Source organism: Paenibacillus sp. FSL K6-1566 (assembly GCF_038050475.1).
Classification (GTDB): domain Bacteria; phylum Bacillota; class Bacilli; order Paenibacillales; family Paenibacillaceae; genus Paenibacillus_AQ; species Paenibacillus_AQ lactis.
Genome location: NZ_JBBOSR010000001.1, coordinates 5,237,029 through 5,260,311 on the forward strand (window position 1 = coordinate 5,237,029; position 23,283 = coordinate 5,260,311).

General features: G+C 54.2%; 23 protein-coding genes. 7 read left to right on the forward strand and 16 right to left on the reverse strand.

Annotation, left to right across the window (positions count from 1 at the left end):
* Positions 1-46 precede the first annotated feature (46 nt).
* On the reverse strand, positions 47-1,927 hold the full coding sequence (gene recQ, locus NST08_RS23230) for a DNA helicase RecQ (protein ID WP_341342330.1): 1,881 nt from the start codon (positions 1,925-1,927) through the stop codon (positions 47-49).
* A gap of 367 nt (positions 1,928-2,294) precedes the next feature.
* Here recQ and NST08_RS23235 point away from each other — a divergent pair, with 367 nt between their 5' ends.
* The 3 genes from NST08_RS23235 (at position 2,295) to speD (ending at position 4,783) form a co-directional block, all read left to right on the forward strand.
* The gene (locus NST08_RS23235) at positions 2,295-3,080 is read left to right on the forward strand and encodes an AraC family transcriptional regulator (RefSeq protein WP_341342331.1); all 786 of its coding nucleotides are present in this window, start codon (positions 2,295-2,297) and stop codon (positions 3,078-3,080) included.
* Positions 3,081-3,181: 101 nt separating this feature from the next.
* Complete coding sequence (locus tag NST08_RS23240) at positions 3,182-3,643, forward strand: SRPBCC family protein (RefSeq protein ID WP_144867433.1); 462 nt, start codon at positions 3,182-3,184, stop codon at positions 3,641-3,643.
* Between the two features lie 333 nt (positions 3,644-3,976).
* Positions 3,977-4,783: an adenosylmethionine decarboxylase gene (speD, locus tag NST08_RS23245; RefSeq protein ID WP_028403751.1), complete on the forward strand. Its 807-nt coding sequence runs from the start codon at positions 3,977-3,979 to the stop codon at positions 4,781-4,783.
* Between the two features lie 125 nt (positions 4,784-4,908).
* Here speD and NST08_RS23250 read toward each other — a convergent pair whose 3' ends face one another.
* Both NST08_RS23250 and NST08_RS23255 read right to left on the reverse strand, forming a co-directional pair.
* Positions 4,909-5,715, reverse strand: coding sequence for an MBL fold metallo-hydrolase (locus NST08_RS23250; RefSeq protein ID WP_007127223.1), 807 nt, complete (start codon positions 5,713-5,715; stop codon positions 4,909-4,911).
* Positions 5,716-5,722: 7 nt separating this feature from the next.
* Positions 5,723-6,355: a winged helix-turn-helix domain-containing protein gene (locus tag NST08_RS23255; protein ID WP_210094439.1), complete on the reverse strand. Its 633-nt coding sequence runs from the start codon at positions 6,353-6,355 to the stop codon at positions 5,723-5,725.
* A 334-nt stretch (positions 6,356-6,689) separates the two neighbouring features.
* On the opposite strand from NST08_RS23255, the gene NST08_RS23260 reads away from it, so the two are divergent.
* Positions 6,690-7,205 carry a hypothetical protein gene (locus NST08_RS23260; RefSeq protein ID WP_144867437.1) on the forward strand — a complete coding sequence of 172 codons (516 nt, stop codon included), beginning with the start codon at positions 6,690-6,692 and terminating at the stop codon, positions 7,203-7,205.
* A 91-nt stretch (positions 7,206-7,296) separates the two neighbouring features.
* Here NST08_RS23260 and NST08_RS23265 read toward each other — a convergent pair whose 3' ends face one another.
* Together NST08_RS23265 and NST08_RS23270 are read right to left on the reverse strand one after the other, a co-directional pair.
* On the reverse strand, positions 7,297-8,151 hold the full coding sequence (locus tag NST08_RS23265; RefSeq protein ID WP_144867439.1) for a VOC family protein: 855 nt from the start codon (positions 8,149-8,151) through the stop codon (positions 7,297-7,299).
* A gap of 702 nt (positions 8,152-8,853) precedes the next feature.
* Entirely contained in the window at positions 8,854-9,777 is a 924-nt protein-coding gene (locus NST08_RS23270; protein ID WP_144867442.1) for an AEC family transporter, read from the reverse strand.
* Positions 9,778-9,982: 205 nt separating this feature from the next.
* On the opposite strand from NST08_RS23270, the gene NST08_RS23275 reads away from it, so the two are divergent.
* Entirely contained in the window at positions 9,983-10,324 is a 342-nt protein-coding gene (locus NST08_RS23275) for a hypothetical protein (RefSeq protein ID WP_144867444.1), read from the forward strand.
* A 70-nt stretch (positions 10,325-10,394) separates the two neighbouring features.
* Here the strand turns inward: NST08_RS23275 and NST08_RS23280 are convergent, their stop codons facing one another.
* Together NST08_RS23280 and NST08_RS23285 are read right to left on the reverse strand one after the other, a co-directional pair.
* Positions 10,395-10,883, reverse strand: coding sequence for a GNAT family N-acetyltransferase (locus NST08_RS23280; protein ID WP_251535521.1), 489 nt, complete (start codon positions 10,881-10,883; stop codon positions 10,395-10,397).
* A 170-nt stretch (positions 10,884-11,053) separates the two neighbouring features.
* Positions 11,054-11,632: a GNAT family N-acetyltransferase gene (locus NST08_RS23285; RefSeq protein ID WP_341342332.1), complete on the reverse strand. Its 579-nt coding sequence runs from the start codon at positions 11,630-11,632 to the stop codon at positions 11,054-11,056.
* A 110-nt stretch (positions 11,633-11,742) separates the two neighbouring features.
* Here NST08_RS23285 and pdxR point away from each other — a divergent pair, with 110 nt between their 5' ends.
* Positions 11,743-13,194 (forward strand): MocR-like pyridoxine biosynthesis transcription factor PdxR, encoded by a 1,452-nt coding sequence (gene pdxR, locus NST08_RS23290; protein ID WP_341342333.1) that lies wholly within the window; start codon positions 11,743-11,745, stop codon positions 13,192-13,194.
* A 168-nt stretch (positions 13,195-13,362) separates the two neighbouring features.
* On the opposite strand, the gene NST08_RS23295 is transcribed toward pdxR, so the two are convergent.
* The gene (locus NST08_RS23295; protein ID WP_007127213.1) at positions 13,363-13,866 is read right to left on the reverse strand and encodes a GNAT family N-acetyltransferase; all 504 of its coding nucleotides are present in this window, start codon (positions 13,864-13,866) and stop codon (positions 13,363-13,365) included.
* Between the two features lie 112 nt (positions 13,867-13,978).
* Positions 13,979-14,521 carry a DUF2569 domain-containing protein gene (locus NST08_RS23300; RefSeq protein ID WP_007127212.1) on the reverse strand — a complete coding sequence of 181 codons (543 nt, stop codon included), beginning with the start codon at positions 14,519-14,521 and terminating at the stop codon, positions 13,979-13,981.
* Positions 14,522-14,680: 159 nt separating this feature from the next.
* Between NST08_RS23300 and NST08_RS23305 the strand changes: the two genes are divergently transcribed.
* Positions 14,681-15,769: a M24 family metallopeptidase gene (locus NST08_RS23305; RefSeq protein WP_007127211.1), complete on the forward strand. Its 1,089-nt coding sequence runs from the start codon at positions 14,681-14,683 to the stop codon at positions 15,767-15,769.
* A gap of 189 nt (positions 15,770-15,958) precedes the next feature.
* On the opposite strand, the gene NST08_RS23310 is transcribed toward NST08_RS23305, so the two are convergent.
* The 7 genes from NST08_RS23310 to NST08_RS23340 form a co-directional block, all read right to left on the reverse strand.
* Positions 15,959-17,350 carry an L-cystine transporter gene (locus NST08_RS23310; protein WP_007127210.1) on the reverse strand — a complete coding sequence of 464 codons (1,392 nt, stop codon included), beginning with the start codon at positions 17,348-17,350 and terminating at the stop codon, positions 15,959-15,961.
* Between the two features lie 209 nt (positions 17,351-17,559).
* Positions 17,560-18,384 carry an adenosylcobinamide-GDP ribazoletransferase gene (gene cobS / locus NST08_RS23315; RefSeq protein WP_213613753.1) on the reverse strand — a complete coding sequence of 275 codons (825 nt, stop codon included), beginning with the start codon at positions 18,382-18,384 and terminating at the stop codon, positions 17,560-17,562.
* Complete coding sequence (gene cobU, locus NST08_RS23320) at positions 18,381-18,956, reverse strand: bifunctional adenosylcobinamide kinase/adenosylcobinamide-phosphate guanylyltransferase (RefSeq protein ID WP_007127208.1); 576 nt, start codon at positions 18,954-18,956, stop codon at positions 18,381-18,383. The genes cobS and cobU overlap by 4 nt, the downstream gene beginning before the upstream one ends.
* The gene (gene cobT, locus NST08_RS23325) at positions 18,953-20,020 is read right to left on the reverse strand and encodes a nicotinate-nucleotide--dimethylbenzimidazole phosphoribosyltransferase (RefSeq protein WP_213613755.1); all 1,068 of its coding nucleotides are present in this window, start codon (positions 20,018-20,020) and stop codon (positions 18,953-18,955) included. The genes cobU and cobT overlap by 4 nt, the downstream gene beginning before the upstream one ends.
* Before the next feature lie 86 nt (positions 20,021-20,106).
* Positions 20,107-20,892, reverse strand: a complete 786-nt coding sequence (locus NST08_RS23330) for an ABC transporter ATP-binding protein (protein WP_251535683.1) — start codon at positions 20,890-20,892, stop codon at positions 20,107-20,109.
* The gene (locus NST08_RS23335) at positions 20,892-21,938 is read right to left on the reverse strand and encodes a FecCD family ABC transporter permease (RefSeq protein ID WP_251535523.1); all 1,047 of its coding nucleotides are present in this window, start codon (positions 21,936-21,938) and stop codon (positions 20,892-20,894) included. The genes NST08_RS23330 and NST08_RS23335 overlap by 1 nt, the downstream gene beginning before the upstream one ends.
* Positions 21,935-22,945, reverse strand: a complete 1,011-nt coding sequence (locus tag NST08_RS23340; protein ID WP_251535525.1) for an ABC transporter substrate-binding protein — start codon at positions 22,943-22,945, stop codon at positions 21,935-21,937. Before NST08_RS23340 ends, NST08_RS23335 begins: the two co-directional genes overlap by 4 nt.
* Positions 22,946-23,283: the final 338 nt, after the last annotated feature.

The window sequence follows — 23,283 nt, forward strand, 5'->3', positions numbered from 1 at the left end:
ATCCGCAGATCTAACGCCTCTTCATCGCAGGGATTGCGATCGCCTCTCACTCATAATCATACAAGTCATCACTTTCCGCCGAAACCCCCGGGCCATTTTGAAAAAACTCCAGAAACGGCCGACCGTACTTGCGGAATTTCACTTCCCCTACACCTTTGACCTGCAGCATTTCGTCCTCGGTCTGCGGGCAGACCACGCTCATTTCGCGCAGCGTTGCATCATTGAAAATGATGTAGGAAGGCACATGCTCCTTGCTCGCAAGCTCGCGCCGGATGAGGCGAAGCTGCTCGAACACCGTCTCGTTGACCGCCGATGGCGATGAATCGCGGCGGCTGGCGCTGCGCGTGCTGCCGGCGGTGCGTGCAGGTCTCGGCACGCGCTGCATGACCTCGCGCTGGCCCTTCAGCACTTCAGCAGCCCCGCTCTGCAGCTTCACGACCGGATATTGTCCCTCTGTCAGCGCCAAATAGCCCTCCGAGATGAGCACATTGATCGTCTCGGATATTTCCTTCTCGGTTCGGTTCGACATGACGCCATAGGTGGGCAGGCGGTCAAAGCCGTATTCCAGAACCTTTTTGGCACGTGAGCCCTTTAAAACCGCTGCCACCATAGACACGCCAAACCGCTCGCGCATCCGATGAATGCAGGAGAAGATCTTCTGCGCATCCACGGTAATATCGATCAGCTCCCGATCGTCCGTGCAGGAGCTGCATGTGCCGCACGGCTTATCGTCGTGCTCCTCCCCAAAATAATCCAGCATGGCACTGCGCAGGCAGCGCGTTGTATAGCAGTAATCGATCATTTGCTGTAACTTGCGGTATTCATTATGCTTGCGCTCCGAATCCTGCGGGTTCTGTTCGATCAGAAACTTCTGGGTCATGATGTCCTGCGCGCTGAACAGCAGGATGCACTGGCTCGGCTCGCCGTCCCTTCCCGCACGGCCCGCCTCCTGCACGTAGGACTCCATATTTTTCGGCATATTGTAATGGATAACGTAACGCACATTCGATTTGTCGATCCCCATGCCGAACGCATTCGTGGCGACGATGACCCGAATATCGTCATACAGGAACGCTTCCTGGCTCTCGGCCCGCTCGGCATCGCTCATCCCGGCATGATACCGGCCTGCGAGCAATCCATGGGCCTGCAGCCGTTGACACAGATCATCGACCTCTTTGCGGGTGGCCGCGTAGATGATGCCCGGCTGGTGGGTGTGCGAAGCCGCGTAATTCAGTACGAACTCCCGCTTATTCTCCCCGCGCAGCACCGACATTTCAAGATTGTCGCGGCCAAGCCCTGTAACGAATACCTGCGGGTCATCTAGGCGGAGAAGACGCTGCATATCCTCCATGACCTCCGGTGTGGCCGTTGCCGTGAATGCCGCAACAATCGGCCTTCCGGGCAGCTCCGCGACAAATGGCGCCACTGAAAGATAGCTTGTCCGGAAGTCATGCCCCCACTGAGACACACAGTGCGCCTCGTCTACGGCGACGATGGAGATATCCAGGCTGGCCATTTCCTCACGGAACCAGTCCAGCTCAAGCCGTTCCGGCGCGACGTACAGCAGCTTCAAATCCCCCCGCTTGGCCGCGCGAATGCGCTCGTTCACTTCTTTGCCGCTCAGCGTACTATTGATGTAAGCGGCGTTGATGCCCGCCGTCGTCAATGCATCCACCTGGTCCTTCATCAAGGATATCAGAGGCGAGATGACAAGCGTCAGCCCCGGATGCATCAGGGCAGGAATTTGGTAGCAGATGGATTTTCCGCCGCCGGTCGGCATAATGCCGAGCGTATCCCTTCCGTGCAGCAGGCTGTCCACGATCTTCTTCTGACCTTCCCGAAAATCCGGATAACCATAATACCGCTGCAGGTATTCCCGCGCGGCGTCCATATTCATGGATTCTCTATCATTCGTTTCCACATTCATGGATAAAAACTCCTTATATCACTACTTTGCAACTAATTTATTCGTCCTGTCGCCCGATTCGAGCTGGATCGATTGCCATCTTAGGCAGACCCCGGACCACGAACCGTTCCCACAGGGAAAAGTGCGCACCGTGTAAGCTGAAGCCGCATGATCGCGTCCTTCTTACCGGGCAGGGGTTCGAGCGGCTGCCGACCGTTAACAAACATACCATCCTTTAAGTTTAACGGTGTTTCAATGAATGGGCAACCGGATCAGGCAGGAAAAAGCATGGGGGTTAAAGAAGATAGTAGATCATCAGAAAACTAGGCATCGGTCTGTCATGACGGGTCTCGCAAATCTTATCATCAAAAGTTGGTGATTCTACAAAATGAACGAAGAGCATGGCGAAATCATTGCCCAAGCCATCCAATATATGAAGGAGCATCTGGACGAGCCTTTAACTACCCGGCAGCTGGCGGATCAGGCGGGGTATAGTCCGTTTCATTTTTCAAGAATATTCAAAAAAGCCACGGGCATATCGGTAAGGCACTATCTATCCGCCCTCCGGGTTGAATCCGGCAAATCGGAGCTGCTGAAAGCCCCCTCCCTGCTGGTCAAGATCGGGATGCATGTCGGACTTACAAGCCCGGGCACCTTCAATACGCGTTTCAAGCAATTTGTCGGTCTCTCTCCGAGCAAATTCCGTTCCGTCTCCGAGTCCCTTCATCAATATGTCAATCAATATAGACATAAGCCGCTCAGCTTCAAAGACGAAAAATCGGGGAGACTGCCGCGGGTTCATTGCCGGATCGAGGCCCCTTCTGCTTTTCACGGCATCATCTACGTGGGGCTCTTCCCAAGACCTGTACCTGATCAGAAACCCGCCGCCGGCACCGCCGTTAACCTGAAGCGGAGAACCTGCGTCATTACCGGGATTCCTCCAGGCACATATTACGTACTGGCAGCCGGTATTCCGTGGAGCCTGAATCCGAAGGACTACTATTTGCTGAACCATTCGCTGCGAGGCAAGCTGGACACGCCTGTTCATATCAATGAAACGACGGATATTAGCGTGGCCATCACGCTTAGGGAGCCCCAGCCGTATGATCCGCCCATCGTCGTGAATTTGCCGCTGCTGCTGTTCGAAAAGGACCGGAGCAACTCAGCAAAGTAGAAGAATTCCCCTCCGATTTTCCCCGTTATAATGGGACGAAGAGGAATGTATTAGGATAAATCCGTTGTCAGGGTTACCGGTTGAATGGAGGAGAAGTGGATATGATCATCACGCAGGAAGCACAGATCCAGGCTGACATAACGCTCGTATGGCGCGCGTGGACGGAATCTGCACGCATTACGGAATGGTTTGCGCCGGCAGCCGATATTGAAGCCCGGGAGGGAGGAAAATTCGAGCTTTACTTCAACCCCGGGGATAAAAGCAGCATGAGCACAACCGGATGCACTATCCTGAAGTATCAGGAGCCGCACACGTTAGCTTTTGAATGGAAAGGGCCCGATCCGTTTGCGGACATCATGAACCGCAGCGATGAGCTTACTTGGGTTGAAGTCATTCTCGCCCAAGAGACGGAAGAGACACGGGTAACGCTTAAGCATCATGGCTGGAAGGACTCTGCCGACTGGCAAGCAGCGAGGTCGTGGCATGTTAAAGCGTGGGAGGATATGCTCGCAAGCCTGAAATCCCGCATGGAATCGGGACAGGGCCTTCTCTGCTGCCAATAGCTTCAGGAGCGAATAATTGGGGGATAATTTTGGGGAAATCAAGATAGCTTTGGCAGCAAACCAAAGGTTCATCTTGCAAGCGTATCTTCAAAACATCCCCTACCATAGAAGGATACTTTGCGACCGCAAGGTATCCTTCTTTTCGCGTTATGGAAATTCCGCTCCACAAGGGGCCCAAATTTAATCCCCTCATCCAATCCTTTTGTTACTCCCCGCCTTAATTCGGGTAAGAACATCATGATATCTGGCGACATCCCGAAGCATCGACTAGGAATCGTCATGATGGGAAAGAATAACACGAACCTGATATATCAATCACAAGGGGAAATTCATATGGATATTACACCGGAACAGCGTGTCACCTTACATGGCTTCAACAACCTGACCAAATCTCTCAGCTTCAATATGTACGATGTATGCTATACGAAAACGAGGGAGGAGCGGGAGGCTTATCTCGAATACATTGACGAGCAGTATAATGCCGACCGGCTGACGAAAATTCTAAGCCATGTCGCCGATATCATCGGCGCGCATGTGCTGAACATCGCCAAGCAGGATTACGTTCCGCAGGGGGCCAGCGTAACGGTCCTGGTATCCGAAGGCCCGGTCGTCGAGGTCCCCGAGGAATCATATGATGAATCACCGGGTCCGCTGCCGGACAACGTGATGCTTCAGCTCGACAAGAGCCATATTACCGTGCATACGTACCCCGAATTCCATCCGGATGAAGGCATCAGCACCTTCCGCGCCGATATCGACGTGTCCACCTGCGGCGAAATATCGCCGCTGAAAGCGCTGAATTATTTGATCCACTCCTTCGATACGGATATCATGACCATCGACTACAAAATCCGCGGCTTCACTCGCGATATTCACGGCCATAAGCTGTTTATCGACCATGAGATCAGCTCGATCCAGAACTATATCCCGGACGAGGTCAAAGAGATGTTCGATATGATCGACGTCAACGTGTACCAGGAGAATCTGTTCCACACCAAATGCAAGCTGAAGCAATTCGACCTGGATAACTACTTGTTCGGATACACGAAAGACAAGCTGTCCCCTCAAGAGCAGAAGGAAATTACCGAGCGATTGACGCTCGAAATGAACGAAATTTACTACGGCAAAAATATGGATTGAGTCCTTCTCTTCACCTAAAAAAGCCTCCGGCAGATGAACAACATATCTGCCGGAGGCTATTTGTGCTGCATTGCCAAGGCAATTGCCCCGGCGAGACATGCTGATCTGGCCGCAAACCTTGTCCGTTAGAATTGTACTGAAAATCCATCAAAGCGGTGGATGCCTGTCCCGAAGCGGACCAGATCCTTCTCCTTAAGCTCCCTGGCGGCCTCCCGGACAACCTCCAGCAGCTCCGGAGGAAGCCCGAGCCGGTTATGCCCCCCGTAAATTTGCGTTACGCCTTCGATAGCCGCAATCCGTTCCAATGAGCGGACGAGATCCTCCGGACTCGTCGTCGGATAGAACGCGTATACGGGAGTTTCGTCATACAGCAAATCCCCGGTGAACAGATAGCCTCTGCTCGTATCGAGAACAGCGATATGTCCGGGAGAATGGCCCGGGGTATGATAGATCACCAGCCTTCGATTCCCCAATTCAATCTCGTCCCCGTCCCGCAGCAGACCTGTAGGGCGTCCTTGGTACGGTGTATACGTAACGGGATTGAATGAAGCCGGCACCGGTCTCGTAATGTCACGCGAAATATCCTTCCGGATCTGTTCGATCGACAGCTTCTTGATTCCGCTGACAAGCCAGTCCTCCTCGGCCTCATGCACGTAGATTTCATCGTACTGGCCGTGGCTTCCGATGTGGTCGGCGTGAACGTGAGTCGTCAGCACCATAATGGGAAGGTCGGTTAGCTGATCGGTCATCCGCCTGATATTATCGATGCCGAGCCCCGTATCGATAAGCGCTGCCCGTTCACTGCCGAGCAGCAAATAGGAGTGGACCTTTTCCCAATGGCCGAATTCACTGATTGCATAGGTCGCCTCGTCCAGCTCGGATACCGTAAACCAGGCATCATCGATGACGATGTTATGCCGCTTGTTTTCCATATGTATTCTATCCTCCATCCTGCTGTCGTTCTTGACTGTCCGTCCCTTCGTCTCCATCGGGAAACGCGATCAAGGACATCCGGTAGCTTTTCTCATCTTCGGATCGCGAAGCCTCGCTTGCTTCCGTATTCCGCATGGTGAAATGCTTGTCCATCAGCTGCTTGAATTCTTCAATAAACGCGTGGAAGCTCTCCTCCGTTGCATAGAAGCTGTAAGTGGAGGCAATGTTCTTTCTCTTGCTCTCATGGGTGGGATCCAAGGCAAAGGATGCTGCTGGCGCATGCTCGACTTGGGATCGCGTAGTATCGAGCGTCTCAAGAAATACCTGCCTTGAGGTTTCGACCAAATCCAGGCTGGGCAGCAGATGCTCCTCGGGAATAAACCGGCTTGCAGCAGCCCGGTAATATTTCTGAACGATGCCGTTCTTCTCCTCTTTCCGGACAACCCGGATAACGCCGTGCTTCTCCAGCTCCCTGAGATGAAAATAGATATTATTGCGGGTAATCCCAAGCATTTCTGCCAGCTGCTGGCCGGTATATTCATTTTTCACAAGATTCATCAGCATTTTCGTCCGCAAGGGATCGGCAATCGCTTTAAGCTGCTCATGCGTTGAAATTTTGTAGACTGCAGTAAAATCCATTTATCCACCTCCGTATTTTTTACCGGTAAAATTAATTTTACTGTTATGGATGATCATATCCGGTTTCCTCCCATTGGTCAATACTTCCAGTCTCTTTCATTTTGGGTTATCTTCACTCTTACAAGTCATGTTCATCCTCTCGAACCCTCCAATCTCCTGGAATTGCCGCCGAACGGGAACCTTTAGATGGGGCTGCCGGCCGAACGGGACGTTCTTCAAAACCGCTGTCGTCCGCCTTGATCTATCGCTCGCAAATTTTCGAATACAGAATGAAGTATGGTATATTAACCACGAATGGAAGGATGTTCAATGAATCGTAAAAAGGATGTGCACGATGTTTGACCCGACGGTATTTGAAAATTTAAAAGTAGGCATTGAGAACGTAATATACGACTTGGACAATCTGGATGAGCTCGTCCTCATTACCGGTCGGGAGGATCTGCTGGACATGGCCGTCATGTCGAGAAGCTTCAGCCTGACGTTTGAATTGAGGGGTCTGAAGGAGGCAGCTGCGGAAATTCGGCTTGATGCCGGACTTCAGGAGCTTGCGGCCGAGATATTGGAAACACCGGGGAAGCAGCCGGGCTGCGAGCTGAAAGTCCGCTTTTATAAAAACGTGAAGAGGATTGAAGATGAATGCGCGGCAATTTCCCGGATCGTTGCCGCCATATGGGAACCCGAGATTCCCCCGGTGCAGACCGTAACCTACATCGTTGGAGAAGAAGCAGATGGATATCGCAGCATGACCGAGGTACGGTTCTCGCGCACCATTAACGAGGAGCAGATGGAGGACATCCCGAATTTGGCGGATCATATGCTCCAGACGCTGGAACAGTTGAATCGGATCTAAGTGCTGTTAGATTGAGATGGGGGCGAGGGTTCTTCTTCCTTGTCTCCCAAGCAAAAAAATCCTGACGGATGGTATCCGCCAGGATTTATCTTTATGCGACCAGCAGCCGGATCCAAATCTCCGACGGATCCTGAACGAACCAAGCGCCCTCCCGTTGTACAGGAGTAAAGCCTGCCTCGCGGATTCTCCCGGTTACTGCTTGAAGCTCCTCGTCGCTTGGAAGCAAGATGGTAAAGCTTTCGATACCGGCTGCACGGCGCGGCGTATTCGGAATGCCGATACCGGCCCATGTGTTTAACCCGATATGATGATGATATCCGCCTGCGGAGATAAACAGGGCGGCTCCGCCGTAATGGGCGGTCAGCTCAAACCCAAGCGTATCGCAGTAGAACGCACGGGCCTGGTGAAGATCCGATACATGGAAATGCACATGTCCGATGACGGTATTTTCGGGAAGTCCGTTCCATTCCTTATCCGCGGACAGAGCAAGCAATCCATCGATATCAACCGGATCGGTTGTCATGATGTATTCCCCTTGAGCATCCCGCTTCCAGGTTTCGCGAGGCCGGTCGGCGTAGATCTCGATGCCGTTGCCATCCGGATCATTAATGTAGAGCGCTTCGCTGACCAGATGGTCCCCTTGACCGACTGAAATATGATGGGCGAGCAAATTCCGCAGCGCAAGCCCCAGACTAACCCGGTCCGGTACCAGAATGGCGAAATGGTACAACCCGGCTGTACGTGTCTTGGACTCCTCGAACCCCTCAATCTCCTCAAGCGTTAACAGGGTTTCTCTGCCGTCTGCCGTAAGCTCGGCAACTCTGCCGTGCTGTCGCAGCATTCTTAAACCTACCACTTCCGTATAAAAACGAACCGATTGCGCCAAATCGCTAATGCGCAGCGAGACGGCGCCCAGCTTCGTCGCTGGATGCAAAACAGCCGACATTACCTCACTCCTGACTCTTCCTTTATTTTATTAGAAACGAAAACGTGCTCCGTGTTAAAACAAGCTCTTACCAAAACTTTCAAACGAAAGCTGCGGGCAGAATGGAACCTCATCGGTTACAGCGTGCCCTTTTTGCGAAATAATAACGAAGATCGATGTTTATGAAAAACGATGTTTATATAATTATTATAGTTACTAAATTTTATAAAGTCAAATATCCGTTTACCCCGAACGCCTACCCCTTATTGCCACAGCTTGCAATCAAGCTTCGGATTTCGATGATACCGTATGTATGCTCCCTGTGCATGAAAGAGCATGATTCACCCAAAATGAACGCATTTATAAAACTCTCTCCATGACAAAAAGGAGCCTCCTTGGCAACAACGCTAAGAGAAGGCTCCTTTTCGGGAATCCGGGCGCTTAGAACATCGGGAAAACATATTTAATCAGGAAATACAAAAATCCGAAAAAGATAATCAGATATGCCACATACTTGATTAACGTAGATGCCACCCTGCTGGAGTCATTCCTCTCCTCCACGTTACGGGTTTCGATTTCTACATCGCGATCAACGCGCCTGCTCATCATCTCCACCTCCATCCGTTCTACGCATGCGTAAGATGCTGGAATGCTCTCGAAGCTTACTACTCATTACACGCGCGTGCACGGCTTGAACCAGGCGGCAAGGCCACCCTTATGCGTCTATAGAATACCGATCAAAAGAGGCAGCAAGATGAAGGACGCCAGAGTTGTCCATAGGATGCAGCGCGATACGAGCTTTGGCGCAGCATCATATTCCTCCGCCAGAATGACGGCATTAACCGCTGCCGGCATGGCCGACAGGATGAGGATGACGGCGAACAGCGTTCCCTTGATCGACAATGCGGCCAGCAGTCCCCACGCCACAAGCGGGGCGACGAGCATCCGCATGCTCATGCCGGACCAGAATCCGATCTTCGATACCGAACGGGCTGCATCGCTGTCACGAACGCCAACCATCTGTGCCCCCAGGATCACCAGCGCCAGCGGGGCATAAGCGGCTGACAGCATCGATATTCCCGTATCCAGTCCTTGAGGAGGCTCGAATCCGGTCACGCGAATGAGCACAGCCAGCATAGCGGCATATACCGAAGGAAGCGTAAAGACGGATTTTACGGCTTTGGCTGCCGAGAAATGGGATCTCGCCGCCAAATAAACGCCTAGCGTATTCATAATGATAATCTGTACGATCACATAGACGGAGGCTTTATCAAGACCTGCCTGTCCGAAAGCGAGTAGAACGAGCGGCAGACCGTAATTCACGCTGTTGGTAAAGATCGTGGTCAGTGCAAGACCGGACCGTTCCGTCTGGGACAGACCGAGCATTTTTCCGGCTAACGAACTGAGAAGCCACAGCACAACAACATTCAAAAGACAGAAAATGATCGTGACGTTCACTTCGCCAGAGGTTATGGAAGCATTCGCCAAGGTTTCGAAGATGAGTGCCGGACTCATGACATAGAGAGACAGGGCCGAGAGCGCCTTCGTCTCAAGTCCCTTGAACCGTTTCAGCAGCGCACCGCCGATCACGGGCAAAGAGATTGGCAGGAACACGCCGACCATCGTAGTTAAGAAAGAAGAAATCACAAAGCTCACCCTTATCCAAAAACTGTCGCTGTTCCCTCCATCCTACTCCATCCTGAAGCTCACGTCCAAGACGCAATGACTATAGCTCTAATAGGCGAGCGTTATACATTTTACCCGGGGGCATCCCAATTGCCGCTTGAAATTACTACAATTCCTAGTATAATACTTGGTAAAACGCAAAGCGTACATTAAGGGGGACGTTCACATGCATTATCATAATATGCAGCACACCTCATTATCCCTCGATGACTATCTCGATCTTCTGAATCTGGCAATTCGTTTGGGTGATGAGCATTGGCAAGCCGAAATTATCAGTACGCTGAAGCAGATGCAGGAACCGCCGGAGATGTGCTCAGACAAAGAGGAATATTCCGAGCAAGAGCTGTGGCAATGCATCGATCAAATCAACAACCGGATGCACCAGCTGTACGCCGAATTGAAGGCAACCCAAGATGAGAGCATGCAGCGTAAATTGCTCGACCAGATGTGGGAGCTGAAAATCGCGCGAATCGAGGTATTTCGGAAACTAAAATCGATTTATCAATAACTGTAACGTTACCTAAAAACGGCGGTGTCCTAATTCAGGACGCCGCCGTCGTTTGCTCGAGAGGAATGCATTATCTGGCTGTATTCTGCAGCGAGAGGTTGTAGCATACGAACTCGCTGTCCTCCACGTATCCGGCCGATTCATAGAGCCGTCGCGCAGCGAGGTTCCCGGGATGGGTTGACAATGTAAGCCCGGCGGCCCCTGACCGCACAGCGTGCTCCTTGGCTTGATTAAGCAGCATCCGTCCGATCCCATGCCCCCGGAATTCCTTCGCGACATAAAGATCGTTCAAGATCCATAACCGGGACATCGAAAGGGAAGAGAAGGACGGATACAGCTGCACAAAGCCTGCAGCTTCCCACGCGGCGTCTGCGGGCTCCTGAAATGCAGCCGCAACGAAGATGACGGAGTCCCGCAGCTCTAGCCGCTCCCCGATAAACCGGGCCGCTCCGGCCGCATCATCCGGCTTACCGTAAAACATGCGATATTGATTAAACAAAGCTGCGACAGCGTTCAAATCACAGCCGTCAGCCTGATGGATCCGAAGCTTCGATCCCATGAAACTTTCATTCCTTTCTTTCGCATGACGTGATAATCCCTAGTTTAGCGAAAGCTTCAGTCTTATGGGTATGGAGAGATCCGGCGAAGATTTGCATTTCGGAACAATCCTTGCCCTCTGCGCATCTCCTGCCTCCTTTTGCTGTTCCCTAACGTTCTCTCCCACGCTGGTCATTGCGAGCAGTAACGCTCTCGATATTCATCCTCCAGCATGCTCATCCAGATTGAATCATGGTAGCGGTGATTGAAATACAGCGCATCCCGCTGCACGCCTTCTCTCTTAAAGCCCACCTTCTCATAGGCTTTGATCGCCCGCCCGTTGTAGAACACCTGGAGCTCAATCCGGTGAAGATTCAGAATGCCGAAGCCATATTCCAGCAGCAGCTTGATCGATTCCGGTCCGTATCCCTTACCGAGATGCTGCTCCGAATCAATCGCAATCCGCAAGTTGGCATTCCGGTTAACTTGATCGATGTCCTGCAGCGCAATATCGCCGATTACCGCATCGTCATCCCGAAGCGCAATCAGAAGCAGCACGGCTGCATTGTCCCCTGATTTGGCCTCGATATACCGGCGGACCTCCTCAAGCGTGAATGCCCGCCGGGTCCCTGTCAGCCGCCTGATCTCCGGGTTGAACAGCATTTGAAAATATCCTTCGGCATCCTCAGCCGATACGGGTCTTAGATACACCCGTTCTCCCTCCAGCAAACGTACCGGCCGAGGGTTCCATAACGTGGATGGTATGCTCATATTAAATGTGCCCTCCTGTTTTGTTTCCAGCTTAAATCCCTTATACTATATCAATGAATTGACCATAGCTGAATATACAGTTTTGAATCTATAAAAGGGACAGATTTTGCATGAAACAGATTCAGGTTCCGATCCACCAAACAGAGATGATGTCCGCTCTCGCGGGCTCCTCCGCGCCACTGTACGTCCAGGCGTATCAGTACATGAAGCGGGAGATTATCGCCAGCCGATGGCTCAATCAAGCCCGTCTGCCCTCCGTTCGCAAGCTGGCTGAGCTTCTTGGAATCAGCACGACGCCCGTCGAAATGGCTTACCAGCAGCTGCTCGCCGAAGGGTTTATCGTCAGCAGACCGCGAAGCGGGTATTTTGTGCAGACGCCGGACGATATCTTTCCGCTCCCGGCAGCACCGCCCCCGACGAACGGCCCGAAGCTCAAGCGACATCATCATTTTCCGTTTGATTTTCATATGTCCAAAAATGAGTATCGTCATTTTCCCGTCGCAGCCTGGAGGAAAGCATACAGCCGATGCCTGCAGGAGGAGTGCGCAGCGGAGATGCTGTTTTACGGCGATCCACAGGGAGAAGAGGGCCTTCGCCGTGAAATTGCAGCCTACGCAAAAAGCGTGCGCGGGGTTCAATGCACGCCCGAGCAGGTCATTATCGGTTCGGATCCCTATCCTCTGCTGGATATCATCTGCCGCCTGCTACGCCCATACGGGGACCGGGTCGGCGTTGAAAATCCGGGCTATCCCCAGTATCCCGAAGCGTTCAGGCAAAACGGCCTTCAGGTCATGCCGCTGGCCGTGCACGAGGACGGCATCCGCCATGAAGACCTTCAAGGGAGCGGGGTCAAGCTAGTAACGGTGTCGCCATCGCATCAGTTCCCGACCGGCGTCACCATGCCGATCTCGCGGCGGCTGGCTCTGCTTCAATGGGCTCACGAGACCGAAGGGTTTATTATCGAGGATGACTACGACGGAGAATTCCGGTATTACGGCAGGCCCATTCCTTGCCTGCAGGGCCTCCGGTCCGACGGCCGGGTCATCTATATGAGCGGGTTCTCACAGGTTCTGTCCCCCGCGATCGGGGTCCATTATATGATACTGCCCGCAGTCCTGCTGCCGGCATACCATCATTTGAAATTCCACTTGTTCCTGGAATGCACCGCCTCCAGACTGCAGCAGCTGGCCCTCGAACGCTTTATGAAAGAAGGCTATGTAGACCGGCATCTCCGCAAAATGAGGATGCTGCTCAGAAAGAAGCATGATCGCCTGATTGCTTCGATCCAGCGATACTTCGGAGAACGGGCCGTCATTAGCGGGAATGGAGCGGGATTTCATCTCATGCTGTCCATCACGCATCCGCTGTCCGCCCATGAGCTCGAGACCCTGGCCGAACACGCGGGAATCCGCGTAAGCGCTGCGGATTATACGTGGCTCCCTGACACCCGTAGCTGCACGGCAACGGATCGCAGATCATTCATCGTCGGGTTCGGCGGTCTTCTGGAGGAAGAGATCGACGAAGGAATGAAGCGGCTTGCATCCTGCTGGCTGTCAACGTGACGAATTTCATCTACATAAAAAAACAACAAAAAGGACTGCCCATGACTCGCATGGAACAGTCCTGCCGGATAAAGGGTTGGATCGATGATGCAGCCAGGATCGCCTGCCAGGCAGGAGCCTCACTGCATGCAAGAAGGCTTTCAATACGCCAATCCTCCGGATGCCGGCTTAAACCGAACGGCCCACGATGACAAGATCCCGCTTAACCCCGTCCAGCTCGGCAACGCCCGGGAGAAGCCCCCACTGTTCGAAGCCGAATTTCCGGAGCAGCTTAAGGGAGGGCTCATTGTGGCCAAATACGAATCCGACCAGATTGCTGACGCGAAGCCGCGGACATTCCTCCAGCGCCTTGGCGATCAGGATGCTGCCCGCGCCGATCCCCCGAAACTTCTCATTCACGTAGATGCTGATTTCGGCTGTTCCGTTATAAGCAGGACGCCCGTAAAAGGATTGAAAGCTCATCCAGGCGACGATTTCGCTTCCAAAACGCATAACCCACAGCGGACGGTGGTCCTCGCTGTGCTCTTCGAACCAGCGAATGCGGCTCTCCACCGTCACCGGCTCCAGATCGGCGGTAACCTTTCGGCTTTCGATCGTAGAATTGTAGATGTCGACAATAGCCGGCAAATCCTCCATTACGGCATAATCGATCTGATATTGATGCGCTGTCATGTGCTACCTCCGAGTCGATGAATGTTGAATGTCAGATTGTGATGACGATGACTGCTATGAGGTCTATTGTACAGGAGGAAGCGGGATTACGCCTTATTTTTCTGATCAGGGATTAATTTACAAATGTGTTGCGCACCCGCTCGGACCGGATGAAATACGGAATCCAGATGCAGGCATAAATCATGGAGCGGACAATTTGGGTTGCAGATTGCCCGTCGTCGGTCTCGGCCAGCAGTTCGATTTGACTGGCAACGGCGAAGTCTGCAATGCCGAACAAAAGGCTGGCGATAATATAGCCGATCATCAATTTCGGGAATGCCCTTTTCTTGCCGTACATCAGGAACAATGCAATAATGAGGCCAATCACAAATAAAACATTCATTACCGTCTCGAACAGAATTAGCGGGGCCAGCATGGCGTCATAATAAGGAGATGACGGATCTGTGAGCACATCCCATACTTCGGACTCATAAAGCGGCAGCACATTCGTAATGAGCAGGGCGGTAATCGTAATCAATGAAAAATAAATGGAGATCTGAACGAGGACCAGCCAGCCCCCAAGCCCTTCAACCGGTGGTTTCAGCGAATAGCTCTTCTGCTTCCCCGGCTCATGCGGCGGCATCTGCCCGTTCTCTTGAAACGGATTCGGATCCATGAATAAGTACTCCTTCCAGCATTATGTAATTTCTAACTATGGATCATTATATAGAAAGGACTAGCTCTCATAAAGGGAAACTTTACTTCGGCAGCCGAACGATATACCCTTACATTAGTAGCTATACGACCGTTGTTACCATGAAAGGAATGAACCCTGATGAATGAACGTTTAAACACGCTGCTCCAATCCATGAATTCGCACGGCTGGGATCATGCGCTGATCACGGATCCCAAGCATGTCTATTACTTGACCGGATTTGCCAGCGATCCCCATGAGCGTTTTCTCGGCCTGCTCCTCTCCTCAGGGAGCGAGCCGGTCCTGATCGTACCCGCCCTGGATGCCGCCGCTGCCGAGGCGGCATCGTCCGTCAAGAACATCGTGACGCATCAGGATACCGATAATCCGTATGCTGTGCTTCAGCGCTCCCTTCGCGGCTCTGCCGGCACGGTGGCTGTGGAGAAGGAGCAATTGACCGTCTCCCGCTTCGAGCAGCTGCAGCAGCATGTGGACGCCTCTGCCTTCAAGGATGCCGGTCCCGTTCTTCGCGAGCTGCGGGTGCGGAAATCGCCGGAGGAGGTATCGCTGATCAAGCATGCCGTCAAGCTAGTGGAAGAGGTGCTGCGGCAAGGCTTGAAAAAGGCAAGCATCGGCGTTAGCGAGCTGGAGCTTGTGGCCGAGCTGGAATATTTGATGAAGAAGCTCGGAGCGGATGCCCCTTCGTTCGCGACGATGGTGCTGTCCGGGCCAAACACGGCGCTTCCTCACGGCGTGCCGGGGGGCAGACGGATCGAAGCGGGAGATCTGCTTATGTTCGACCTGGGCGTATATGCGGGCGGCTATGCCTCGGATATTACCCGTACCTTTGCTGTCGGCGACTTGAAGCCGGATGCCGTTCGCATCTACGATACCGTTCTGGCCGCGAATCAAGCCGCGATTCAGGCGGTGAAACCCGGTGTTACATACGGATCGATCGACCGGGCGGCAAGAACCGTCATTGAGCATGCGGGTTACGGCCCCGCCTTCGTTCATCGCCTTGGTCACGGCCTCGGGATGGATGTCCATGAATACCCGTCCGTGCATGGGCTGAACGAGGATGTGCTGCAGGCCGGCGCTGTGTTTACCATCGAGCCCGGCGTATATGTACAGCATGTCGGCGGCGTACGCATCGAGGACGATGTCCTCGTTACCGAGACCGGCGCCCTGGTGCTAACCACATTTCCGAAGGAGCTGACCGTCATCGGGTAATCCAGGTCCGCTCCTTAGCTAAGCTATTGTACGAATAGCCCTTCATACGACAAAAAGGCCATCCGCAAGGCGTTATCTTCGCCTTGCCGGATGGCCTTTTTTTACTTTGGATACTGCTCTGCTTTTCCCGCTATGCACGATGCACGGTCCGAGACATCCCAGGATGGCTGTTGAATCCCTGAGCGTTTACTACTGGACCATATCAAGTTGAATGTTTTTATCGTTATATACATCCTTATCCACTTCATTCATCACTTTCCCCGTAATGACGCCTGCCGTCATGGAATCATTGACGTTCAGCGCCGTCCGGCCCATATCGATCAACGGCTCGACAGAAATCAGCAGTCCCGCCAGCGCTACCGGCAGGTTCATCGTGGAGAGAACGATAAGCGATGCGAACGTAGCCCCGCCCCCGACGCCGGCGACACCGAATGAGCTGATCATGACGACAACGATCAAGGTCAGGATGAAGGACCATGAGGTCGGATCAACGCCGGCGGTCGGTGCGATCATAACGGCCAACATGGCAGGATAAATGCCGGCGCAGCCGTTCTGCCCGATCGTGGCGCCAAGCGATGCGGACAGATTCGCGATCCCCTCCGATACGCCGAGCTTCTTGCTCTGCGTCTGGACGTTAAGCGGGATGGTCGCCGCGCTGGAGCGCGAGGTGAACGCAAACGTCAGCGTCGGGAAGACCTTTTTCACATACGTAAACGGATTGAAGCCGAACAAGGCGAGCAGCACAAGATGGACAATAAACATGACAATCAACGCCACGTAGGAAGCCAAGACAAAATCAATCAGGTTCAAAATAACCTGCAGATTCGTCGTCGCGATGGTCTTGGCCATCAACGCGAGAATGCCGTAAGGCGTCAGGCGAAGCACAAGCGTCACGATGCGCATGACAACCCCATAGACCGAGGAGATGATGCCGCGGAACGTATCGGCCTGCTCTTTATTTTTCCGGTCCAGGCCAAGCACGGCAATCCCGATGAAGGCCGAGAAAATAACGACCGCGATCGTGGACGTTCTTCTCGCGCCCGTCATATCCTCAAACGGATTGCTCGGTATGAAATCAAGGATCTGCTGCGGCAGCGTACGATCCTCGATGTCTCCAAGCCGCTCCTGCAGCAGTGCGCCCTGCTCCTCCTCTGCCGCTCCGCCCTGAATGTTGACCGCAGACAGATCAAAGGACAGCGCGGTCGTGATCCCGACGGTCGCGGCCACCGCGGTCGTCAGCATTAGCACGGCGATGATGAGCCCGCTCATTTTGCCGAGATTGCGCCCGCCCTTCAGCTTGGTGATAGCCGAGATGATCGATACCATGATCAGTGGAATGACCATCATCTGCAGCAGCCGGACGTAGCCGTAGCCGACCAAATTGAACCAATCCGCTGAATCGGCCACGATATCGGAGTCAGAAGTGTAAACGAGCTGCAGAACGACGCCGAACAGAACGCCCAGACCCAAGCCCGCGAAGACACGCTTGGTAAACGAGTAATGCTTTTTCTGCATCCAGTACAAAATACCGACCAGCAGAATCAAAACAAGGACATTGATAACGACCCAAAGCGTTTCCATCCTTTGCTTCCTCCATTCTCATTTCGGATTAAGTTGTACCATCCTTGTGGGGATAAGTGCGCTAGTATGTATTCATTTCCAACTCACCGCCCACTCTAAACATTACATTACCCGTTCTTCCCGATTCTTATCGGAAATTGGTACTCCCGGCATCCGATCAATTCGATTATACAGATCGGATTACCAAGATAAATTCATTTACTTCTATCCTATCCCCAATGCTGGAGGAGCAGAACCACAAATAACAGAACGGCTGCTTCAAGCAGTTCATTCAATGCGCCGTAGGTGTCTCCCGTGAGGCCGCCGAGGCGCCGGCTCATACGTCCTGCTACGGCCGCTCCAATCAACCAGGTAAGGAACGGCGCAAGAACGAGTACCGCTAATCCGGTGATCCAAAGATGTGTTGAATCCGTGACCAGCCCCAGCGTGACGATGACCCCGAGCGTGACCAGAACCGCCATCAAGCCGGCCTGCAGCCTCCGCAGGCTGGATAATCCGCTGAACAATGCAGCCAGCCCTTCGCTGCCTCTTGCTACAGGCCAGCGGTACATTGCGTGCACCATAAACCAACGGCTCCAGACGGGTGCGAGCACAAGCAGAAGAGCTTCCTGCTTCAAGTCCCCGCCCGACAGCTCAAAAATCGATTGAATCAGCGAAGCCTTCAGCAGCAGAAGCAGCGTGCAGGCGATAACCCCCATTGCGCCAACCCGGCTGTCTTTCATAATCTCGAGCATCCGCTCCCGCGACCGATGGCTGAGGAGGGCATCCGCGCTGTCCATCCATCCGTCCAGATGAAGACCGCCCGTCAGCCCCACCCAGACGGTCAATGTGATAACCGATGCCGGAAAGACCGGGAGAGCTAAGCTTAATCCCCACCCCAGCAGCGCCACTGTCAGGCCGATCACGCCCCCTACCAGCGGATAAAAGACAACGCTTCGCTGCTGAACCTCCGGGGTAAAGGGGATCTCCCGCCGGATCGGAAACCTTGATAAAAATTGAAAAGCGGCCGCAGCCGCTTCCATCATCCTGTTCATATTCGATACTCCCTGCTCTTGATTTCCATCGGAATCCCCGCGGTTACGAGAAATACTTCATGGCAGATCCGTGCCAGCCGCTGGTTCATCATCCCAGCCCAATCGCGGAATATTCGGCCGAGCGGGTACTCGGGGACGATCCCCGATCCCACTTCGTTCGTTACCAGAATCACCGTTCCGGGATACGTCTGAACGGCTCGGGCCAGCCTGCCGATATCCAACTGCAGCCGTTCCTCCATAGCCGCAGCTCCTTCCGGCTCGACCTGGAGCAGCACGTTCGTGAGCCACAGCGTCAGGCAATCCACGACGACCGCTGGCGCATCCGATGCCGATTGGCCGAGCGTTTCGAGCAGCTCCGGCAAGGCGACGGGCTCTTCGACCGTCTCCCAGCGATAATCCGCATCGCTGCGCCTATCCTGATGAATCCGAATCCGTTCCTTCATTTCATCGTCATACGCCTGAGCCGTCGCAATATAAAGGCCCGAGGACGACCGTTTCATGCAGAGCTTCTCGGCGAACGAGCTCTTGCCGCTCCGGGCACCTCCCGTTACGAGCGAGCTTAATGGGTTCATAATTCGCCTCCGCTTATTCCCGCGCTTTCGAAGGTTGCCATCTCGCTCATAATCCGGCAGGCGGCTTCTATCATATGAAGACATAACACGCCCCCGGTTCCTTCGCCAAGACGCATGTCCATATGCAGCATCGGAGACAGTTCCAGCGCTTGCAGCAGCAGGGCATGTCCACGCTCCTTCGAATTATGGGAAGCGATCATATAGGAACGCGATTCGGGGCAAATCGCCGCAGCGATCAGAGCGGCTGCACTGGATATGAAGCCGTCGATAACGACAGGGCAACCCTTGGCCGCCGCGCCGAGAATGAGTCCGGCCAGACCGCCGATCTCATACCCGCCGACCTTGGCCAGCACATCCACCGGATCTTCCGCCAGGGGGCGATTGACCGTAATGGCCTGCTCGACAACGCGGATCTTATGCATCAGCCGCTCGTCGCTAACGCCGGTTCCCCGCCCCACGACCTCAGCCGGAGGCTTGCCGGACAGAACCGCGAAGACGGCGGCGCTCGGCGTCGTATTGCCGATCCCCATTTCCCCGGTCACGAACACCCGGGTTCCATGGGAGTAGAGCTCGGCGGCTACCTCGGCGCCGGTCAGGATCGCCTGCTCCGCCTCCGCCCTCGTCATCGCAGGCCCTTTTGCAATATTTTTCGTTCCTTTATTAATTTTACGGGAAAGGAGACGTTCATGGGACAGATCCGCCGCAACGCCGATATCCACGCACAGCACGTCCGCGCCCGCTTGACGGGCCAATACGTTGACGGCAGCGCCGCCGTTCAGGAAATTCATGACCATCTGGGGCGTTACTTCCGACGGGAAGGCGCTGACGCCCTCCTCGCACACTCCATGGTCACCAGCCATGACCACGACGGCCTTTTTCTCGAATGAGGGCTTGATCGTCCCGGTAATTCCCGCGAGCTGAATCGCCAGCGATTCCAGCTTGCCAAGGCTCCCGGGAGGTTTCGTCAGCTTGTCCAAATAGGCGGCGGCTTCCGCCTGCGCCCTAGCATCGGGCGCGGTGATTGTTCCAACCGATCGCGTCAATCGGTCCATGAGCTCCTTCATGCACGAAGCCTCCTTTTTACTTATCTCGCTTGCTTTTACTTTATCCGAATCCGTGCGCTGCGGGCAAGGACAAGGCTTGCCGGTCCTTATTTTCTCGACCGGTTCGCGGTGAGCAGCACCTGCGGCGCGCCGTTCTCGGGGTGCTTGACGACGGAAGGCATGACCCGGAATATCCGGCTGATATACGCCTCGGTCAGCACTTCCTCCGGTGACCCCATTCCTGCAACGCGCCCCTCATGAAGCACGAGCAGCTTATCGCAAAACTGCGCGGCCAGATTCAAATCGTGCAGGACGCTGATTACGGTAATTTCCGACGTCTGTCTCCAAGCATCCACCATCTCCATGAATTGAAGCTGGTAATGAATATCGAGGTAGGTCGTCGGTTCATCCAGCATCAAGAGCGACGGCTCCTGCACCATCACCTTGCCGAGCGCAACCCGCTGCCGCTGGCCGCCGCTCAGCTCCGTAAGACGCCGCTCCTGAATATCGCGAAGCTCCAGCTTCTCCATGATGCTGTCAATCAGGGGTGCCGCATCCTGCTCCTCCCGACCAAGCCAGTTCAGGAATGGATAACGCCCCATCTCGAGCACTTCCCGTACTGTAAAATCAGTCGGGTCCAGTCCCTCCTGCTGGAGCACGGCAATAATTCGGGCGAGCGCCTTGCGGCTATAGCTTCCGATATCGCGGTCCAAAAGCCGAACACTTCCCTTGGAAGGCCGCTCCACACCGGACAGCAGCTGCATTAGCGTAGACTTACCGCTGCCGTTCGGCCCGATGATGCCCCACCATTCGCCTTTTCGGACCCGAAGCTCGACCTCCGACAATACCTGCGTGCGGCCATAGACCTTCGACAGCCCTTGGGCAACGATCATCATGAGAATCCCTCCCTGCGCCGCTTCTTGTTCCGGTAGAGCAAGTACGCAAAGAATGGAGCGCCGATAAACGCAGTGACCACCCCGAGCGGAATTTCAGTCGGAGCGAGCACGGATCGTGCCGCCGTATCGCACCACACCATGAATATAGCGCCTCCCAGCGCGGATATCGGAATAATGACACGATAATCCGAGCCCGTCATGAGTCGGATCATATGCGGCACCACCAGTCCCACAAATCCGATCACGCCCGAGACCGATACGGCCGCGGCTGCAAGAAGCGTAGCTACGACCAGAACGCTGGTCTTCAGCCGATCCACGTTCAGTCCCATATGGGCAGCCTGCCTTTCGCCGAGCGACAGCAGATTCAAAGCCCGCGAGCGGCTCCACAAATAAATAAGCCCTACCCCAAAATACGGGAAAAGGATGGCCACGTAGGACCATCCGCGCATGCTCAAGCTTCCCATCGTCCAGAACAGAATCTGGTTCACCGTGTCTTTGGACATCACCGTTAAGAAGGAAACGACGGCGCCGAGAAAGGATTGCATTACGACCCCGGATAAAATGAGTCCGTGCACCGGCAGCTTCCCCTGATCCCGTGCCAGCAGCAGAACGACCCACAGCGTACCCGCTCCGGTCAGAAAGGCAACCAGCGGCAGCGTGTAGCCTCCGGCAAAGGAATACTCCAATCCGAAAAAAATGAGGGACGCCGCTCCAAGCGCTGCTCCGGAAGACACGCCCAGCGTAAAAGGATCAGCCAGCGGATTGCGCAGCACGCCTTGAAACGCCGCTCCTGCCACCGCAAGCGAGGCGCCGACCAGCATTCCCAGCAGAATGCGCGGGAGCCTCACCTTCATTAAAATCTGCTCGGAGGATACCTCCCAGCCCGGGACGATCGCATCGCCGAGCCAAGGCAGCCGATGCAGCAGCATCGCTCCAATCTCGCTAACAGGCAGGTGGACCGAGCCGATTCCGAGGCTGACGATCAAAGTCAACAGCAGCAGGACAATGCCGGCCGTTCCGTAACCCGCCAGTTTTTGTCTCATGGTGTCATCAGTTCCGGATAAACGGCTTTGGCCACTTCAATCAAACCTTGCGTGACGCGCGGCCCCGGACGGCTCAGCAGATTATCGTCCATCGCAATGACCCGGTCGTTCTTGATCGCTTCGATCTGATCCCAACCGTCGCGCTCTTTAATCATCTGGTCCAGCGTTTTCTTGGTGGCTTCGTCGACAACATTGCTCGAATACAGAATGACATCCGGATTCGCCGCAATAATGTTCTCCTCGCTAATTTCGAACCAGCCCTCTGTATCCCCGGCTGCGTTGACGCCGCCGGCCAGCGTGATCATCTCATCCATGAACTCGCCTTTGCCGACGGTCCAGCCCGGCGAGAACTCGACGTACACTTTCTTCTTGTCCTCTTCCTTCACGGATTTCACCGCTTCCGTAACGCTTGCCAGCTCCTGCTGCATCTGCTCGACCACAGTCTGCGCTTCCTCCTGACGGTCGGTAATTTGTCCGACCAGCGTAATGGAAGACATGACTTCTTCAATCGTGGACGGATCGTTAACGAACAATTTCACGCCCATCCCGCGGAGCTTCTCCGCGTTTTCCGCATTCATCGACGCGCTGAACACGACATCGGCCTCGGCTGCGATTACAGCCTCTTCATTCACCTGGAAGCCTCCCATTTTCGGCTTGGATTTCGCGGCTTCCGGATAATCATCCAGATCGGACACACCTACGATTTCCTCGTCCAGCCCGAGGGCAAACAGCTTTTCCGTCTCGGACGGAGCCAGGGATACGATACGGGTCGGCGCCTTCTCGAAGGTGACCTCCGTTCCGGTCGCATCCTTAACGGTGAGTGGATACTGCGTCTTCAGCGCACCCTGCTCCTCCGCAGGCTGTTCAGCCGGCTTCTCCTGCTGGGCAGGCGTTTCCGAAGGCGCACTATTCGGCGCGGCATCCTCGGCGTTTCCGCAGGCGATCAGCGACAGCGCCATCAGCATCGCCACGATCAAGACGGACCATGATTTCAACATTGCTTTCATTTTCTTGTTTCCCCCTACGTCATCATTGAGAACCCTAGCCTGCATATTTCACAACTTCAATTCCGATCCTTACCGGGTATGAAAACGACTGTCCTCGCATGTATAAGGAGAGCCGGCTGGTTCCGCCGGGACCTAAACCTCCGGGTACCCCTGCTATCCGTTAGGAAGAGGAATACCGGTGTTTCCCCGGAGCGGGAATCAGGAGGCCGGCATTGCCTTCTCGTTCTCCAGCAAAAATCCCCGACTCCTTGACGAATAAGGAATCGGGGATTACGTTTCAGCTTCAGGACACCTGCGAATATAGATTGATCATCAACAAAGCGGCTTATTGCCGGAAA

What these genes read in the sequence shown, in the direction of transcription:
- recQ (WP_341342330.1), bottom strand. Translation starts at nt 1,927, where the DNA reads ATGAATGTGGAAACGAATGATAGAGAATCCATGAATATGGACGCCGCG.
- NST08_RS23235 (WP_341342331.1), top strand. Translation starts at nt 2,295, where the DNA reads ATGAACGAAGAGCATGGCGAAATCATTGCCCAAGCCATCCAATATATG.
- NST08_RS23240 (WP_144867433.1), top strand. Translation starts at nt 3,182, where the DNA reads ATGATCATCACGCAGGAAGCACAGATCCAGGCTGACATAACGCTCGTA.
- speD (WP_028403751.1), top strand. Translation starts at nt 3,977, where the DNA reads ATGGATATTACACCGGAACAGCGTGTCACCTTACATGGCTTCAACAAC.
- NST08_RS23250 (WP_007127223.1), bottom strand. Translation starts at nt 5,715, where the DNA reads ATGGAAAACAAGCGGCATAACATCGTCATCGATGATGCCTGGTTTACG.
- NST08_RS23255 (WP_210094439.1), bottom strand. Translation starts at nt 6,355, where the DNA reads ATGGATTTTACTGCAGTCTACAAAATTTCAACGCATGAGCAGCTTAAA.
- NST08_RS23260 (WP_144867437.1), top strand. Translation starts at nt 6,690, where the DNA reads ATGTTTGACCCGACGGTATTTGAAAATTTAAAAGTAGGCATTGAGAAC.
- NST08_RS23265 (WP_144867439.1), bottom strand. Translation starts at nt 8,151, where the DNA reads ATGTCGGCTGTTTTGCATCCAGCGACGAAGCTGGGCGCCGTCTCGCTG.
- NST08_RS23275 (WP_144867444.1), top strand. Translation starts at nt 9,983, where the DNA reads ATGCATTATCATAATATGCAGCACACCTCATTATCCCTCGATGACTAT.
- NST08_RS23280 (WP_251535521.1), bottom strand. Translation starts at nt 10,883, where the DNA reads ATGGGATCGAAGCTTCGGATCCATCAGGCTGACGGCTGTGATTTGAAC.
- NST08_RS23285 (WP_341342332.1), bottom strand. Translation starts at nt 11,632, where the DNA reads ATGAGCATACCATCCACGTTATGGAACCCTCGGCCGGTACGTTTGCTG.
- pdxR (WP_341342333.1), top strand. Translation starts at nt 11,743, where the DNA reads ATGAAACAGATTCAGGTTCCGATCCACCAAACAGAGATGATGTCCGCT.
- NST08_RS23295 (WP_007127213.1), bottom strand. Translation starts at nt 13,866, where the DNA reads ATGACAGCGCATCAATATCAGATCGATTATGCCGTAATGGAGGATTTG.
- NST08_RS23300 (WP_007127212.1), bottom strand. Translation starts at nt 14,521, where the DNA reads ATGGATCCGAATCCGTTTCAAGAGAACGGGCAGATGCCGCCGCATGAG.
- NST08_RS23305 (WP_007127211.1), top strand. Translation starts at nt 14,681, where the DNA reads ATGAATGAACGTTTAAACACGCTGCTCCAATCCATGAATTCGCACGGC.
- NST08_RS23310 (WP_007127210.1), bottom strand. Translation starts at nt 17,350, where the DNA reads ATGGAAACGCTTTGGGTCGTTATCAATGTCCTTGTTTTGATTCTGCTG.
- cobS (WP_213613753.1), bottom strand. Translation starts at nt 18,384, where the DNA reads ATGAACAGGATGATGGAAGCGGCTGCGGCCGCTTTTCAATTTTTATCA.
- cobU (WP_007127208.1), bottom strand. Translation starts at nt 18,956, where the DNA reads ATGAACCCATTAAGCTCGCTCGTAACGGGAGGTGCCCGGAGCGGCAAG.
- cobT (WP_213613755.1), bottom strand. Translation starts at nt 20,020, where the DNA reads ATGAAGGAGCTCATGGACCGATTGACGCGATCGGTTGGAACAATCACC.
- NST08_RS23330 (WP_251535683.1), bottom strand. Translation starts at nt 20,892, where the DNA reads ATGATCGTTGCCCAAGGGCTGTCGAAGGTCTATGGCCGCACGCAGGTA.
- NST08_RS23335 (WP_251535523.1), bottom strand. Translation starts at nt 21,938, where the DNA reads ATGAGACAAAAACTGGCGGGTTACGGAACGGCCGGCATTGTCCTGCTG.
- NST08_RS23340 (WP_251535525.1), bottom strand. Translation starts at nt 22,945, where the DNA reads ATGAAAGCAATGTTGAAATCATGGTCCGTCTTGATCGTGGCGATGCTG.